We start from the raw sequence: 16,731 nt of genomic DNA, 5'->3' as shown, positions 1-16,731 counted from the left end.
CACCAGCCGGAAGCCATGCCAATGGGATTCGTGCGGCGGCCCTCACCGCCGATCGAGATACGCGGTGATCAGCGGGCCGATCTCGGCCAGCGCGGCGGCCGTGACGAGTTGATTGTGGGTGAACACGACCGGATGTTCGGTGATCGCGCCCGCGATGAACGGACGCCAGGTTTCGAGATTGGGCATCGGATCCGGATTGCCCGCGGCGGAGACGAACATCAGGTTACCGTCGAAGACATCGGGTTCATGGTCGGAGATCTGCCGCAGCAGGTGTCGAAGATCGCTGTAGAAGTGCTCGATCTCGGTCGCGGTGAACGAGATTCCGGAGGCCGCCAGCAGATCCGCGGCCTGTTCGGGGGTTACGCCCTCGAACCCCGCGGGCACATCGATACCGCCGAATTCGGCCAGCAGCATGGCCAGCGGCGGCAGGTCCGCATCGGCCGTGATCCGCACCCGAGCCCGGGCGTCCATCATGATCAGCGAGTCGACTCGCGCACCGCGACCGCGCAATTCGACCGCGATGGCGTGCGCGATCGGACCGCCCGCGGAATAGCCGAGCAGGTGATACGGCCCCTCGGGCTGTACCCGGCGGATCTCCTCGACATAGCGCACGGCCAGATCGCGAATCGTGCGATCGGCGGTGCCGCCGTCCACCACGCCCGGCGATTGCAGTCCGTACACCGGATGCGCGCGGTCGATGTATTGCACCAATCCGCCGTAGCACCAGGCCAATCCGACCGCGGGATGGATGCAGAACAGCGCCGGGCCGTCGCCCGCCGGACGCATGGGGAGCAGGACCCGCAGCGACGGTTCCACGCCCTTCTGCTCGGCGGCCGCGGTGATCCGGCGGGCGAGTGCGGCGGGGGTGGGGTCCAGGAACATCCATTGCAGTGGCACCGGGATGCCGGTGCGCTCGCGAACCAGGGTCACCAACTGGACCGCGGCCATGGAGTTACCGCCGACCTCGAAGAAGTTGTCGTCCACGCCGATCCGTTCGGCCGCGAGTACGGTTTCGAAGGATGCGGTGAGGGCGCGCTCGGCATCGGTGCGCGGCGCGCGGTACGGACGCCGCTGCGGCTCGGGGTGAATCTCCACGGCGGGGGTGTCCTCGTCGTGAATCCTCACGGTGAGGGGTGGGAGCCCGCCCGCCTCGACCACACCGATCGGGGTGTCCGGGGCCGCGGTGACCGCCGCCACCAGGGCAACGAAGGCGTCGGCCATGAATCGCGCGGTGGCACGGTCGAACAGATCGGTGGCGTAGGTCAGCGCGCCGGTGATGCCCGCCGGCTCACCCGCAGCGCCGAACTGCTCGGCCACCATCCATTCCAGATCGAACTTCGAACCGGGTGCCGGAGCTTCGAACGGCCGAATCTCCAAGCCCGGCAGCGTGGTACGCGGAATGCGCACGTTCTGGAAGGCCAGCAGCACCTGGAACAGCGGATGATGCGCGGTGGAGCGGGCCGGGGCCAATGCCTCCACCAGGCGTTCGAAGGGCAGATCCATATTGCCGTACACGGCCAGATCGGCACGGCGGGTCGCCGCGAGCGTCGCGGGGAAGGTCGCGGCCGGGTCCAAGCGGGAGCGCAGGACGACGGTGTTCACGAACATCCCTACGAGATCATCGAATTCGCCGTCGCCACGGCCCGCCACCACCGAACCGAGTGCGATATCGGTGTCATCGGAGAGCCGGGCCAGCAGCACCGCCAGGGCGGCGTGCACGACCATGAACGGGCTCGCGCCCTGGGCGCGGGCGAGCACCTGGAGACGGTCGTGAACCATTGCGGGAATGGCGAATTCGATGCGATCGCCGATACCCGAGGGGAGCTCGGGGCGGGGGCGGTCGGTCGGGATGCGATGCACCTCGGGCACTCCGGCGAGCGTCTCACGCCAGAAATCCAATTGGCCGTGCGCGAGGCTCCGCGGGTCGGCGTCGGAGCCGAGCAGATCACGCTGCCACAGTGCGTAATCGGCGTATTGCAGTGGCAGCGGAGCCCATTTCGGCGCATCACCGGCGGTGCGGGACATATACGCGCCCAGCACATCTCGCGCGAGCGGGGCCATGGACCAGCCGTCGGCGGCGATGTGATGCACCGCGAGCGCCAGCACCGCGTGCCCGGGCGCGGTGTGCAGAACACAGACGCGCAACGGCACTTCGCGAGTGATGTCGAAGCCACGGGACAGCTCCGACATCAAGCGCTGCGTGACTTCCCCTACATTCGTAGCGATTTCGGTGACGGGTGTCGCACCGGGGGTGGCGGGCAGGATCTCCTGATACGGCAGACCGTCCGCGCCCGCGGGGTAGATGGTGCGCAGGGTCTCGTGTCGCTCCACCACATCGTCGATGGCGGCGCGCAGTGCCGAGATATCCAGTATCCCTTCGATTCCGAACGCACCGGGGATGTTGTAGACCGGCGAACCGGGGTCGTAGCGGTTCAGGAACCACATGCGCTGCTGGGCCGCCGACAGCGGAATCCGTTCGGGGCGTTGCCGCGGGCCGGGTCGCGGGCGATCAGCCGCCGCGCCCGAGGTGACGAACGCGGCCAGTTCGGCCACCGTGGGAGCGTCGAAGAGTGCCCGGACGGGAACCGCGCGGTCGAGTGTCACACTCAGCCGCGCCACCACCTGGGTGGCGATGAGCGAATTGCCGCCCAGCGCGAAGAAATCATCATCGCGCCACACCTGATCGATGCCGAGGACCTCGGCGAAGACGGCGGCCACCGCCGCCTCGTCGGGGCCGATGGCGGCCTCACGCGTACCGGCGATGAGCCGCGGGGCGGGCAGGGCATCGCGGTCGAGCTTGCCGTTCGCGGTGCGCGGGAGTTCATCGAGCACCGTGATGGCGGCCGGGACCATGTAGGACGGAAGTCTTTGCGCCACCGCACGCTTCAGCGCCACCGTATCCACCTCGGCTCCGGTCTCCGGGATCACATAGGCGACCAGCATTCCGCCGCGAGCGTCCTCGCGCACCAGCACGACGGCACGGGCCACGGCCGGATCGGCGCTCAACGCGGCTTCCACTTCACCCAGTTCGATGCGCAGGCCGCGCAGCTTCACCTGGGTATCGGTGCGGCCCAGGTATTCCAGATCGCGATTGCGACGGCGAACCAGATCGCCCGTGCGATACATGCGCCGTCCCGGTACGAACGGATCGGCGACGAAGCGGGCGGCGGTCAAGTCGGCGCGGTCGTAATAGCCACGCGCCAACGGGATTCCGGACAGATACAGTTCGCCGATCACGCCCTCCGAGACGGGGCGCAGCCGATCATCCAGGACCAGCGCCCGCACACCCGGGGCGGGTGCGCCGATAGTGATCGGATCACCCGGGCGCAGCGGTGCGCTGCCGGTCGCCCACACCGTGGTCTCGGTGGGGCCGTAGTCATTGAAGTGCAGGCGATTCGGCTGCGGCGCGGACCAGGCCGCGACCAGTTCCGGCGGGCAGGGCTCACCACCGGTGATGATCACGCGCAGCCGATCCAAACCCGCCGGGTCGACCGTCGCCAGCGCCGACGGCGTAATGGCGATATGCGAGACCTGTTCCCGGGCAAGCAGTTGCGCGAGGTCCGCACCCGCGAAGACAGTGGGCGGAGCCACCACCAGTGTCGCGGCCGCGCTCAACGCCATGGTCAACTCCAGCACCGAGGCATCGAAACTCGGTGACGCCACCTGCAATACGCGGGAATCGGAGGTGATTCCATCCCGAACGCGCTGCGCATCGGCGAGGTTCGCCAGACCGGCGTGCGTCACCACCACGCCCTTGGGCGCACCGGTCGATCCGGAGGTGAACATGACGTAGGCGGCGTTCCCGGGCAGCGCGCGCGGTGTGGGACCACCGGCCGATCGGCCATGCGGCACTAGCGCCCCGGCGCGGGAGCTGGGCGCGGGTTGGTCCGTACCGCTCCGCTCATCGCGGTCGCCCCGGTCAGCGGCCGCCGCGCCGACCCGAGGGTGCCGCACCGCAGACGGGAGGTTGTGCACGGCAGCGGATTCCGCCGCCCCGTCGGTGTCCAGGCACCACCAGTCGACGGCGTCGGGCAGGCGGTCGCGCTGAGCGGTCACGGTCAGGCCGATGCTCACTCCGGAAACGTCGACGATGCGGGCGATGCGCTCGGGTGGATACGCGGGATCGATCGGGACGAAGGCCGCGCCGCTGCGGGTGATCGCCCAGACCGCGAGAATCGATTCGATCGAGCGCGGGATGCCAACGGCCACCAGGGTTTCCGGTCCGGCTCCGGCCCGGGTGAGTTGGTCGGCGAGGTGCCGTGACCGCGCATCGATCTCACCGTAGGTGAGTTGGCGGTTGTCACAGGTGACCGCGACGCCGTCCGGATTCGCGGCAACCGCGGCGGCCATGAGCTCGGCCAGCGTACGCGGTGTGGCGGCCGGGATCGCCTGCACCGCCAGCTGATCGCGTTCGGCGGCCGTCAGCAGGTCGATATCGCCTACTGCCAACTCGGGATCGGATGTGACCGCGGTGAGTAGCCGCGTCAGCCGATCGGTGAACGCGGCCGCCGTCGATTCGTCGAAAAGATCTGTGGCATAGCCGCATCGCAGTTGCAGGCCGTCGACATCCGCGACCACCGTCAAGCTCAGGTCGAATCGGCTGTTGGTCTGCGGCAATTCGATCGGGGACACCGTCAGCTCGGGCAGGCGGAGTTCCGGAATCGTCAGGTTCTGGTACACCAGCATGACCTGCACCAGCGGATGCCGGGATTCGGACCGCGCCGGGGCGAGCACCTCGACCAATCGCTCGAACGGCACATCGGCGTGCTCGAAAGCGGCCAGATCACCGTCACGCACCCGGTCCAGCAGCGCACCGAAGCTCTCCCCGGCCTCGACCGCTGTGCGCAGGACCAGGGTGTTCACGAACATCCCGACAAGATCATCGAGGTCCCGCTGCCCGCGCCCCGCCACCGGGGTGCCGACCACCACGTCCCCGCTGCCGCTCAGCCGGGCCAGCAGCACCGCCAGCGCGGCGTGTACGACCATGAACGGGGTCGCCCGGTGCCTCCGGGCAAAACGGTCGATTCCGGCCGTCAGCGCGCCATCCAGCCGGGCCACGGTCTCCCCGGCGCGATGGGTCGCCCGCGCCGGACGCGGCCGATCGGCCGGCAGCTCGACATGATCGGGCAGATCCGCCAGCGTCCGCGACCAGAACCCCAACTGCCGCGCCAGCAGCGACTCGGAATCCCCCTCCTCCCCCAGCCGCGCCAACTGCCACAGCGTGTAGTCCGCGTACTGCACCGGCAGCTCCGCCCACCCGGGCGACTGCCCGGCCGCGCGCATCGCATATGCGGCGGCCACATCCCGCGTGAGCGGGGCCATCGAGAAACCATCGGTCGCGATGTGATGCGCGACCAGCACTACGACGTGCTCCTCCGCATCCGAGTGCGCAAGCGATCCCGCCGCCGCAGCAGCTTGATCGGAACCCGCGAGCGGCCCACTCGAGGGCAGCGCAGGCGATCTACCCGGCTCAACCCGGAACAATCGCAAGCGCAGCGGGACGGCAGCGGTGACATCGAAACCGGTTGTCACAGTGTCGATCACCGCCGACACCAATTCCTCTGCGGTGACCGTGACGGGTTCCAGATCCAACGGCACCGCATCGACGGCGAGCACGCGCTGGCCGCCGACACCGTCGATATCGGGATAGACGGTGCGCAGGCTCTCATGCCGCTCGAGCACATCGCGCAGCGCGGCCCGCAGCGCGACCCGATCCAGTCGCCCCGAAAGCCGCAGCGCCACAGGCACGTTGTACGCGGGCGACGCGGGATCATAGCGATTCACGAACCACATGCGCTGCTGCGCGGGCGACAGCGGCACCGGATCCGGACGCGGACCGCGCACCAACTCAGGACTCGGTACGCCGCGCAACGCGACAGCCACGCGCTGAGCCAGATCGCCGACGACCGGAGCGTCGAAAAGCAACCGCACCGGGACGGAGATACCCAGATCGGCGGTCAGGCGAGCCGCGACCCTCGTCGCGATGAGCGAATCGCCGCCCAGGGCGAAGAAGTCGTCGCGCGCACCGACTCGTTCGTGACCGAGCACCTCACCGAAGGTCGCGGCAATCAGCACCTCGCCTCCGACCGGCTCGACGTACTCCGCCTGTGCCACTTCGGGTTCCGGTAGTGCCCGCAGATCGATCTTGCCGGTACGGGTCCGAGGCAATTCCGCGAGAACCTGAATACTCGCCGGCATCAGATAGCGCGGCAGCCGCGCCGCCGCCCACGACATGAGCTCCGCCACCGTGAGCGGTGCGGCCGCCCGCACCGCTGCCGAAAGAGTCACGTACGAGGCCAGTGCGGTTGCGCCGGTGGCGGTTTCCCTGGCCACGGTGATCGCCGACTCCACCTGCGGGTGGCCGACAAGCACGGCGTCGACTTCACCGGGCTCGACGCGAATCCCGCGCACCTTCACCTGGAAGTCCGTCCGCCCCACGTACTCGAATCCCGCAGAGGTGCAGCGCATCAGGTCGCCCGTGCGGTACATCCGCTGGCCAGCGGCGTACGGATCCGCGACGAACCGGCCCGCGGAAAGACCAGCGCGCCCGGCATATCCACGCGCCACCCCCGGACCGCACAGGTACAACTCGCCCACGGCCCCCACCGGCACCGGCCGCAACCAGCCATCGAGCACCAGCAGGGTCGCACCGGGCACCGGAGCCCCCAGCACCGCCACGGTCTCCGCCGTCATCGGCTCGCCGTACGCGGCGGCGATGGTCGCCTCCGCCGGACCGTAGGAATTGACCATGATGCGACCGTCCGCCGCCAGCGGAGCCGTCATGCGTGCTACCAGGGCGGGCGGGCAGGGCTCGCCGCCGGTCGCGATGACGCGGACAGTGTTCAGGGCCTCGACGGCCACGGTCGCGAGGACGGTGGGCGTGCAGATCAGGTGGGTAGCCGAACTCGCGACAAGAGCGGACCCGAGTTCGGCACCGGCGTTAGCTTCGGGCGGGGCCACGACCAGAGTCCCCCCGGCCGCGAAGGTGCTGAGCCACACCAGGATCGCGGCGTCGAAGGCCGGGTTGAGGCAGTGCAGCATGCGGGTATCGCGATCGAGGAGGCAGTGCCGCGCGGTGGCGGTCGTCAGGTTCGCCAGGCCGGTATGGGTGACGGTCACGCCCTTCGGGGTGCCGGTGGAGCCGGAGGTGAAGATGACGTACGCGGCATGTGCGGGAAGCAGCGGCGTGATTCGGTCGGCATCGGTGATCGGGTCGGCGGGTGACTCTTCCATTCGGGCAGACGTTTCCGGGGCATCGAGCACCAGCCAGGGCAGGTCCGACGGCAGGCCGCCGACTACCGTGGAATCGGTGATGCCCAGCAGCGCATCGCATTCGGCGGCGATGGTCGCGGTGCGATTCGCGGGCTGGGAGATGTCCACCGGGGCGAACGCCGCACCGGATTTCGCCACCGCCCAGATCGCCACCATGGACGAGAGCGAGCGCGGGAGTGCGATCAGCACTGTCCGCTCCGGGCCTGCACCGGCATCGATCAATATGCGCGCCAGGCGATTTGCCCGCACGTCGAGGTCCGTGTACGTCATGACGACCGGATCTCCGAGAGCGTCGGTGATCGCGATCGCGTCGGGCAGTCCCGCGGCGGTGAGCAGGTCCGGGAGCAGGCGGGCCGGGATCGCCGGTGCGCCATGGCGGACGGCGGGGGAATCCAGCGCATCGCTGGTGCGCAGGGCAGAGATTCGGCGCTGCGGATCCTCGGTGAGGGCGACCAACAGCTTCGCGAGAGACGTTGCGATCGAATCAGCCTGTGCGCCATCGAAATAACGTGGCGATCTGGTCAGCTCCAGACGCAATTCGGCATTGGCGTAGGTGGCCAGCGAGAGCGGATAGTGGGTGCCGTCGTGCGCGCTGATGCCGGTCACGGCCAGTTCGGCCTGGCGGGTGGCGGCGGTCAGGGCCGCCGCGTCGACCGGATAGGACTCGAAAACCGTTGCGGTGTCGAACAGCGGGCCGAGGCCGGTGTGGGCGTGGATCTCATCCAGGCCGAGGTACTGCGCATCGGCGAGGGCGGCCTGCTCCCGCTGGACGCGGGTGAGCAGATCGGCGACGGTTTCTCCCGGGTCCAAGGTGATGCGGACCGGGACCGTATTCACCAGCATGCCGACCATGCGATCGGAACCCGGCAGCTCCGGTGGCCGCCCGGAAACCGTTGCGCCGAACACGATATCGGCTGAGCCCGTGAGCGTGCCGAGCAGCAGCGCCCACGTCGACTGGACAATGGTGTTCACGGTGACCTGGCAGGAGACCGCCAATGCGCGCAGACGTTCGGCGGCGTCATCCGGCAGGGGAACCGCGTGCGCGACCGGTGCGGTGGTCGTATCGGCGCGCGGGGCGGCGGGCGCGACCAAGGTCGGGCCGTCGAGATCGGCCAGCGAGCGCGCCCACACCTCCCGGGCCCGCTCGGTATCGCGGCCGGAGAGCCATGTGAGGTAGTCGCCGAAGGGAACCGGCGGTGCGAATCCGCTGTCGTCCCCGGAGGTTTCGTACAGGCCGACGAGTTCGGCGAACAGCAGCGGCATGGACCAGCCGTCGAGAATCAGATGGTGGTTCGTGATGACGAGCCGGTACCGGCGCTCGCCCATCGCCAGGCACAGGAATCTGATGAGCGGTGGCATGGCCACGTCGAAGGGTTTCGAAAGCTCCTGCGCCGCTATCGCATCCAACTCCGACTCGGTAGCGCCGAACGCTTCGCGGTACTCGCACGGAGCCTGCGCGCGGGCGGCGATGACCTGCACCGCGCGCTCTCCCGACTGTGCGAAGCCCGCCCGCAGCACTTCATGCCGTTGAACCAGCGCCCGGGTGGCAGCCGTCAGGCGCGTCGGATCCAGCTCACCTTCCACATCGATGACGGCCTGCACCGAATACCCATCGGCCTCGCCCCCGGCCAGTTGCGCCTGGAACAGCAGTCCGCGTTGCAACGGAGTCAGCGGCAGCACATTGTCCAGCCGCCCGTAATCCCTTTCCCACGAATTGATTTCCGACTGCGTGACGGATAGCAGCGACACATCGCCGGGCGTGATCCCACCGGATTCCGGCGTTCCCACCGCGTCAGCGATCTCCTCCACCGCCGCCACCCATTCGTGCGCCAGCGCTTCGACCGCACTGCTCGTGATGGCACCGGGTGCGTACTGCCATACCGCCCGGAGTCGCAGCCCGTGCTCGGACTCCAACACCACCGCATCCACCGAAACCACAGCGGCCAAGGGCATTTCCGCGTCAGCGTGACCGCCGAGACGGGCCGCCATGCCCACCGGCAACCACTCCCCCGCGACCTCGAGCGCCGGAATCACACCGAGATAGTTGAACCCGAACTGCGGCTCCGGCAACCGAGCCAACCCCGCGCCGGCACTCTCATTCGAATACCGCAGCAGCCCGTATCCGAGTCCGCCCCGGGGCACCCCGCGCAACTGATCCTTGACCAGCTTCAAAGCCCCGACCGCCGATTCGGTGGCGACGGGACCCAGCCGCACCGGCACCTGCGCGGTGAACCAGCCGACGGTCCGCGACAGGTCCGCGCCCGGCACCACCGTCTCGTCCCGCCCGTGCCGCTCCACCAGCACAACGGTTTCCGCGGCGGCACACCCGACTGTCTCCGTATCGGCGGCCCGAACGCTGCCGGGGTCTGCCGCGCGAACGGATTCCGCGGCGGTGGCGGTGGCTCGAGCGCGGCGGGCCAGCGCCAGGGTCAGCCCGGCCAGCAGCGCATCCTCGACGCCGCATCGATAGGCGGCGGCGAGCCTGTTCACCAATATCGCGGCGGCGGTGGCGGAGATCTCCACCTCGAGCCGTCCCGCTGAGCCGTGCGTATCGAGCTCCGGGTCCAGGCGTCGCGTGCCCAGAAGCGGGTCCTGCGCCAAAACCTTTTGCCAGTAGTCATATTCGCTGTCGGGCCACTGCGGATCGGACTCGATATCCGAGGTTGTCCGCGCCGTATCGCCGGCTGCCGCGACATCGCGCAAAGCGTGCGCCCAGGTGCGCATGGAGGTGCCGGTGGACTGCAACGCCGGAATAGCCCCGACGGCGGCCTGCGACCAAGCGGACATGAGGTCCGGCAACAGAATTCGCCAGGAGACCGCGTCACAGGCCAGATGGTGCACCGCGATCACGAGTCGGCCGGAGACATCGGGACCCGCGTCCAGCCAGGTGAGCGCGACCATAATGCCCGCCCGCGGGTTCAACCGCGTCACCGCCGCGGCCAACTCCGGTTCGATCGCGGCGGCGAGACGATCGGCCACGTCCGATCCGATGTCATGCGACATTCCCGACTCATGTTGCGCACATACAACTCTGGCGATCAGGGCGGCCGCATCAACCAGATGCGATGGCTGCACCTCCAGCTCCGGGCCGGAGGCGGCGGAAACAACGCGAGCGCGCAACATATCGTGCCGGTCCAACAGCGCCTGCACGGTGCGGGTCAGCGCATCCCGTTCGACCCCCGGCGGGAGTTGAACAACCATGGATTGCGCGAAATGCTCCCAGCCCGGCCGGGACAGCAGCCAGGCCGCGACCGGGGTGAGCGGCATGCGCCCCACCCCGCCACCGGGAAGTTCGGCAAGCCCGGCCGGACGATCCTCGGCACGAGCGACGATGGCGGCCAGCGCCGCCGGCGTGCGCTGCTCGAAAACCTCACGCGCCGAGAAGATCAGCCCGGCGGCCCGCGCCCGCGAAACCAGGGTGATCGCCATGATCGAATCACCGCCGAGCGCGAAGAACGAGGTATGCGGCCCCACCTCGGCGGTACCGAGAATCTCGGCGAACAGTGTGCACAGTATGCGCTCGGTCGCAGTGACCGGTTCCGCCCGCTGAACAGGCTGCGCGACAACGGGTTCGGGCAGCGCCCGCCGATCGACCTTGCCGTTCGCGGTCAAAGGAAGCGCGCCCAGCACGGTTACCGTGCCCGGCACCATATAGGGCGGAAGTCGCCGCGCGGCATGATCCAGCAGATCGGCCTCGGTGACACTCACCCCCGCGTGCGGCACCACATAGGCCGCCAGCACCGTGCCCCCGTTGCGTCCGGGCCGGGCCACGGTAACCGCGATCTCCACCGCCGCATGCGTATTCAACGCCGCGTCGATCTCCCCCAGCTCGATCCGCATACCCCGCAACTTGACCTGGAAGTCCCCTCGCCCCACGTACTCCAACACCACGGCAGGGTTGCCGCCGCGCAATTCGGAATCCAGCGCACCATGTCCGAGCGCGACGGCGGCACTGTCGCCTGCCCGAACCACAACACCGCGCGTGGCGAGAGTCCAGCGGACCAGATCGCCGGTGCGGTACATGCGGCCACCGCCGGGGGCGGGGACGAAACGTTCGGCCGTCAGACCGGGTCTGCCGACGTAGCAGCGCGCGACACCGGGCCCGGTCACATACAGCTCGCCCGCCACGCCGATGGGGACGGGGCGCAGCCAGCGATCCAGGACCAGCATGCCCGCGCCGGGGATGGGGTCGCCGATGCCCGCGTTCTCACCGGGCACCAGACCCTTGGTGTAGGTGACGGCCACGGTGGATTCGCTGGGGCCGTAGGAGTTGAGTAGATCGCGGCCGATTCCGAAGCGCGCCACTATATCCGGCGGGGTCGGCTCACCGCCCGAGGAGACCGCGCGTACGCCGTCCAGAGCATCCGGCTCCAGGGTGGACAGCACCGCCGGGGTGGAGCACACCTGGGTGATGCCGTAGTCCTGCACCAGCGTGGCCAATTCGCTCCCGAGCACCGGATCCGACTCGGCCACAACCAATGTCGTACCTGATGCGAATGCCATCAGCCACTCGAGTACCGAAGCGTCGAAACTCGGGTTCAGGCATTGCAGCACCCGGGCACCAGGTGCGACCCGGTATGAATCAACCACCGCCGCAGCCAAACCCGCGAGACCCGCATGGGTCACCACCACACCTTTGGGCGTACCGGTCGACCCGGAGGTGAACACCACATATGCCGGGTTGGCCAGCCGTGGCCGACCGCGTAGCTCATGCGCGGCCAGCGGATCGGCGGAGTACCGCACCCCGGCGACCCTGCCGCCCAGGTCATTCGGAGAATCCGGGCCTGCGCCGCGATGCGGCGCGGCCACCGCAGCAAGCGCAAACCCCCCATCGGGCGCAGCATGCGCATACTCCCCATCGGGCCGATCGGACGCGGGAATGCCGGGAACGTCCTCGGTGGGCGCTCCAACGGAGTCAGGGGCGCTCGGTCCAGCGGTCTCGACAGGCGGTGCGCTCCGCAGACTCTGGATGAACGATTCGTTCGTCACGGGTTCGGCTGGGCCGTCGGGGTCGGGCTGCCCGGAAAGCAAGTGGTCCAGGGGAATCCAGCGCACCGCGTCGGGCAGATCGGCGGAATGCGCGAAGGCCAGGCCCAGGGTCGCGCCGCATTCGGAGGCGATGCGCGCCATTCGGTCGGCGGGCATGGCGGTGCCCAGCGGTACGAAGGCGGCCCCGGTCTTGGCCACCGCCCACAACGCGACCATCGCCTCGATGGAGCGTGGGAGTGCCAGCAGCACAGTCGATTCCGGACCGAGCGCCGGGGACGACGGGTGTGCGGGATCGGCGGATTCGTGTAGGAGCCTACGCGCCAGGCGGTTCGACAGCGCGTCGAGTTCGCCGTAGGTGAGTTGGCGGTCTCGGCCGATGACGGCGAGGCCGTCGCGCCCTGCCTGTCGCAACCCCGCTGCCAGAATCTCCGGTAGCAGGCGGGGTTCCGGGGCTTTCGCGCCGTGTGAACCCGCGAGCAGTGGCTTCTCGTCGGCGGTGTAGTACTCCAGGGATGTCAGCGCCGTATCGGCCTCGGCGGACAGCAGGGATTCGAGCAGGGTCAGGAAGCGGCGGTGCTGGCGGCCCAGCGAATCCTCTTCGTACAGGCGGGGATTCGCGGCGAAGTCGACATGGATCGGTGCGCCCGCACCATGCTGGTAGAAGTTGACGAACAGATCCTCGATCGGCCCGGAGGTCAGCACGTGCAGGCTGGAATCGACGCCCGCGAAGTCGATTCCGGCCGGGAACAGCATGATGTTGATGACCGGGCCGACGAAGCCGCGACCGAACTCCGGCCGTGCCACGTCCTCCCGAGCCTCGCCCGGCCGCATACCGTCGCCGCCCGACGGCACCCCGGAATCAGGCCCGGCATCCGCGCCAACAGCAGGCCGATCCCCCGAATCAGACTCGGCATCCGCGCCGTTCGCGGGTCGCTCCCCCGCACCCCAGTGCATATCCTCGGCGCGAAAACGCTGGTGGCGCAGGGCTCCCGAGGCCGCCACCCGAACCGCGTCGAGAACCTCGCCGACCGTGCCCGCGCGCGGCACCCGGAGGCGCAGCGGTACCACGTTGGCGATCATGCCGCCGGAGCGGCGCAGTACCGCCGTGGTGCGGCCCGAGACCGGCAGGCTCAGCACCACGTCCTCGGTGGCGGTGAGCCGGGCGTAGTACAGCGCCAGCGCCGCCATCACCACGGTGGCCGAACTCGCGTCGAAGCGATGCGCCGCGCTCTCCAGGCGTGCGGCGGTATCGGCTCCGAGTTGGGCACGGGCCTCGCGGCCCAGGGCGCGAGCGGGCGCGGTGGCAGAGACCAGGCTGCACCGTTCGGGCATGCCCGCGGTGACCTCGCGCCAGTACCGCTCATCGGAGCCGAAGCGGCTCGAATCGCGGTATGCCAGTTCGGCTTCGTGCACCTGTAGCAGCGAGGCGGCGGTTCCGGCGGGCGCCGGCTCACCGCGCACGGTCGCGTTGTACAGCTGGGCGACCCGATACAGCATGGTCACCGAACCGAAGCCGTCGATGAGGATGTGGTGGGCGCGGGTGTACCAGAGGTGATGGTCGGGCCCCACCCGGATCACCGTGGTGATGCCCGCCCGCTCCCCCAGCAGATCGATGGGCGCGGCCACATCGGCGCGCATCCATTCCAGCGCCGCCGCAACGGGTTCCGGCCGGTCGGCGAAATCCAGGAACCCCACCGCGGGTTCGATATTGGGGTCGACGACCTGATACGGCCGGTCCTCGATCTCCACCAATCGCAGTACGCCGGAACCGAATTCGCGTCCCGCGACGGCCGCGGCGTTACGCAGCGCGCCCAGGTCGAGCGGACCACGCATCTCGATGTACTGCGCCTCCGAGAGCGGCACGCTCGGATCCAGTTGCTGCGCATACCACATGCCGAGCTGGGCCGGAGAGAGCGGGAAGACTGTGGCGGTCTGTTCCGCCGCGAGTTCGCGCGTCATAACGCCTCATCGAGTACCGGTCGAACACGATTCGTCTTCCCGCTGTTCCTCATACGCCGGAACCCAGGAGTCGGGACGAGCCGTCAGCCGGCCCACCATGACCGTCCGCACATGGGCGGGCAGTCCGGGTGCGAACTTGCGCACATACGCGTCCATCCATTCCGGCTTTTCGAGCAGGAAAGGGAAATCGGTTGTCATCATCGAGCGCACCACCAACATGGGCAATGGCGCGTCCAATGGCCGGAAGTCTTTGTTCCACAATCCCGGCTGATCACATCCCGGGTAGAATTGCCCGAGCATCGCACCACGTTCGACAAATTTGGTCTTGAATTCCGCGTGAATCTCGTCGATCAATGAATAGTCAACCAAATTCGGGAATACGGTGATCATTCCGCGCAACACCGATGTCGAACTGCCATTGCCCGTTGGCAGTTCCGGATAGACCTCGAGGGCGTCCTCGATGATGGCCCGCACCCACATCGGCCGCGGCTCCGCGGCCGGGACCTGCGCAAGCCACAGCAGGTCCCGCCGCATGGACGGTTTCACATACGGACATACCGGTCCGTCACGACCCAGGTCGGCACTGGGTCGGGTCAGAAAGGAATCAGCCCAAGATCGAAAGGCCGCAACCGTGGAACGCGCGGCAGGACAAGACGATCCCGAGTCCCCCAATGAGACCCATTGCAGCCCCGAACGGGGGCCGATAACACGCTCACTCATGACTCACCTCGGCAGATTGAGCTACAGCGACATGCGCCGTTGCACCCCATACCTATTAATACTGCCTCGGTCATGGGCCGTTAACACGAGTAGTGGCATACTCAATTGCCAATCAGCGCCCCGAATTTCAGGGGCAACCGAATAAAGAAAAGACCGGTCAGGCATTGACCGGTCTTCCTCGGGAGTCTGGAATCAGGCGCCGATCAGGCGCGCGGCCAGGTAGCCCTCTACTTGATCAAGCGCGATTCGCTCCTGCGCCATGGAATCCCGCTCGCGCACGGTCACCGCGTGATCCTCGAGCGTGTCGAAGTCGACGGTGATGCAGAACGGGGTGCCGATCTCGTCCTGACGGCGGTAGCGGCGGCCGATGGCGCCGGCGTCGTCGAACTCGACGTTCCAGTTGCGGCGCAGCTGCGCGGCCAGATCCTTCGCCTTGGGCGAGAGATCCGCATTGCGCGAAAGCGGCAGCACCGCGGCCTTCACCGGCGCGAGACGACGATCCAGGCGCAGCGTGGTGCGATCCTCCACCCCGCCCTTGGCGGTCGGCACCTGCTCCACGTGATACGCGTCCACCAGGAACGCCATCAGCGAACGGGTCAGACCGGCCGCGGGTTCGATCACGTACGGCGTGTAGCGCTCACCGCTGGTCTGATCGAAGTAGCTCAGATCCTGTCCCGAATGCTCGGAGTGGGTCTTCAGGTCGAAGTCGGTGCGGTTGGCGACGCCCTCGAGCTCACCCCACTCGCTGCCCTGGAAACGGAAGCGGTACTCGATATCCACCGTGCGGGTGGAGTAGTGCGAGAGCTTCTCCTTCGGGTGCTCGTACAGCCGCAGGTTCTCCGGATCGATGCCCAGATCGGTGTACCAGGCCAGCCGGGTGTCGATCCAGTACTGATGCCACTGCTCGTCCTCACCCGGCTTGACGAAGAACTCCATCTCCATCTGCTCGAACTCGCGGGTGCGGAAGATGAAGTTGCCCGGGGAGATCTCGTTGCGGAAGCTCTTGCCCATCTGGGCGATACCGAACGGCGGCTTCTTACGCGCGGTGGTCTCGACGTTCTTGTAGTTCACGAAGATGCCCTGCGCGGTCTCCGGGCGCAGGTAGTGCATGCCCTCTTCGGACTCGACCGGGCCCAGGTAAGTCTTGAGCATCATGTTGAAATCGCGCGGTTCGGTCCACTTGCCGACGGTGCCGCAATCGGGGCACACGATGAGCTCCATGGACACCGAGTCCGGATCATCGAGCTTGTGCTTCTCGGCGTACGCCTCCTGCAGGTGATCCTGCCGGTGCCGCTTATGGCAGTTCAGGCACTCCACCAGCGGATCGTTGAACACCGCGACGTGCCCGGAGGCGACCCACACCTGACGCGGCAGAATGATCGACGAATCGAGGCCGACCACATCCTCGCGACTGGTGACCATCGAACGCCACCACTGCCGCTTGATGTTCTCCTTGAGCTCGACACCCAGCGGACCGTAATCCCACGCCGATTTGGTGCCGCCGTAAATCTCACCGCTCGGGTACACCAGACCCCGTCGCTTGGCGAGGTTGGCGACGGTGTCCACCTTCGACTTGGGTGCCACTGAGGAAATCTCCATCCGGTCCGTGAAAACTACAAGGGACGTACTCAAGCCTATCGGTACCGGGCTAGGCGTTTTACCCCGGGCGCGGGCATCGCGAGCGCACCCGGGTGGGTCGCGCTGCCCCCGGTATTCGGGGCTGCGGGCCTGCGGTCGACACGCCATAGTGGAACGACCGGTCGGCCGCTCCAGCGCCGCGACGACTGACAC

3 protein-coding genes are annotated in these 16,731 nt (G+C 68.1%); all 3 read right to left on the bottom strand.

Translation table 11 applies throughout. The features are described from left to right. Window positions 1-42: 42 nt before the first annotated feature. The 3 genes from ACFVUS_RS37035 to ACFVUS_RS37025 all read right to left on the bottom strand — a co-directional run bounded on the left by ACFVUS_RS37035 (window position 43) and on the right by ACFVUS_RS37025 (window position 16,524). Window positions 43-14,220 (bottom strand): amino acid adenylation domain-containing protein, encoded by a 14,178-nt coding sequence (locus ACFVUS_RS37035; protein ID WP_387777679.1) that lies wholly within the window; start codon window positions 14,218-14,220, stop codon window positions 43-45. Window positions 14,221-14,226: 6 nt separating this feature from the next. After that, a complete protein-coding gene (locus tag ACFVUS_RS37030) occupies window positions 14,227-14,940 on the bottom strand; it encodes a DUF6875 domain-containing protein (RefSeq protein ID WP_387777676.1) in 714 nt (237 codons plus the stop codon). 192 nt (window positions 14,941-15,132) lie between these two features. Further along, window positions 15,133-16,524 (bottom strand): glycine--tRNA ligase, encoded by a 1,392-nt coding sequence (locus ACFVUS_RS37025; RefSeq protein ID WP_387777673.1) that lies wholly within the window; start codon window positions 16,522-16,524, stop codon window positions 15,133-15,135. Window positions 16,525-16,731: the final 207 nt, after the last annotated feature.

It is taken from the genome of Nocardia sp. NPDC058058, assembly GCF_042885355.1.
Classification (GTDB): domain Bacteria; phylum Actinomycetota; class Actinomycetes; order Mycobacteriales; family Mycobacteriaceae; genus Nocardia.
This window is presented reverse-complemented; position numbering and strand designations above follow the sequence as displayed.

Bases quoted from the DNA above. Each gene is read 5' to 3' on its own strand.
- ACFVUS_RS37035 (WP_387777679.1), bottom strand. From the start codon at position 14,220: ATGACGCGCGAACTCGCGGCGGAACAGACCGCCACAGTCTTCCCGCTC.
- ACFVUS_RS37030 (WP_387777676.1), bottom strand. From the start codon at position 14,940: ATGAGTGAGCGTGTTATCGGCCCCCGTTCGGGGCTGCAATGGGTCTCA.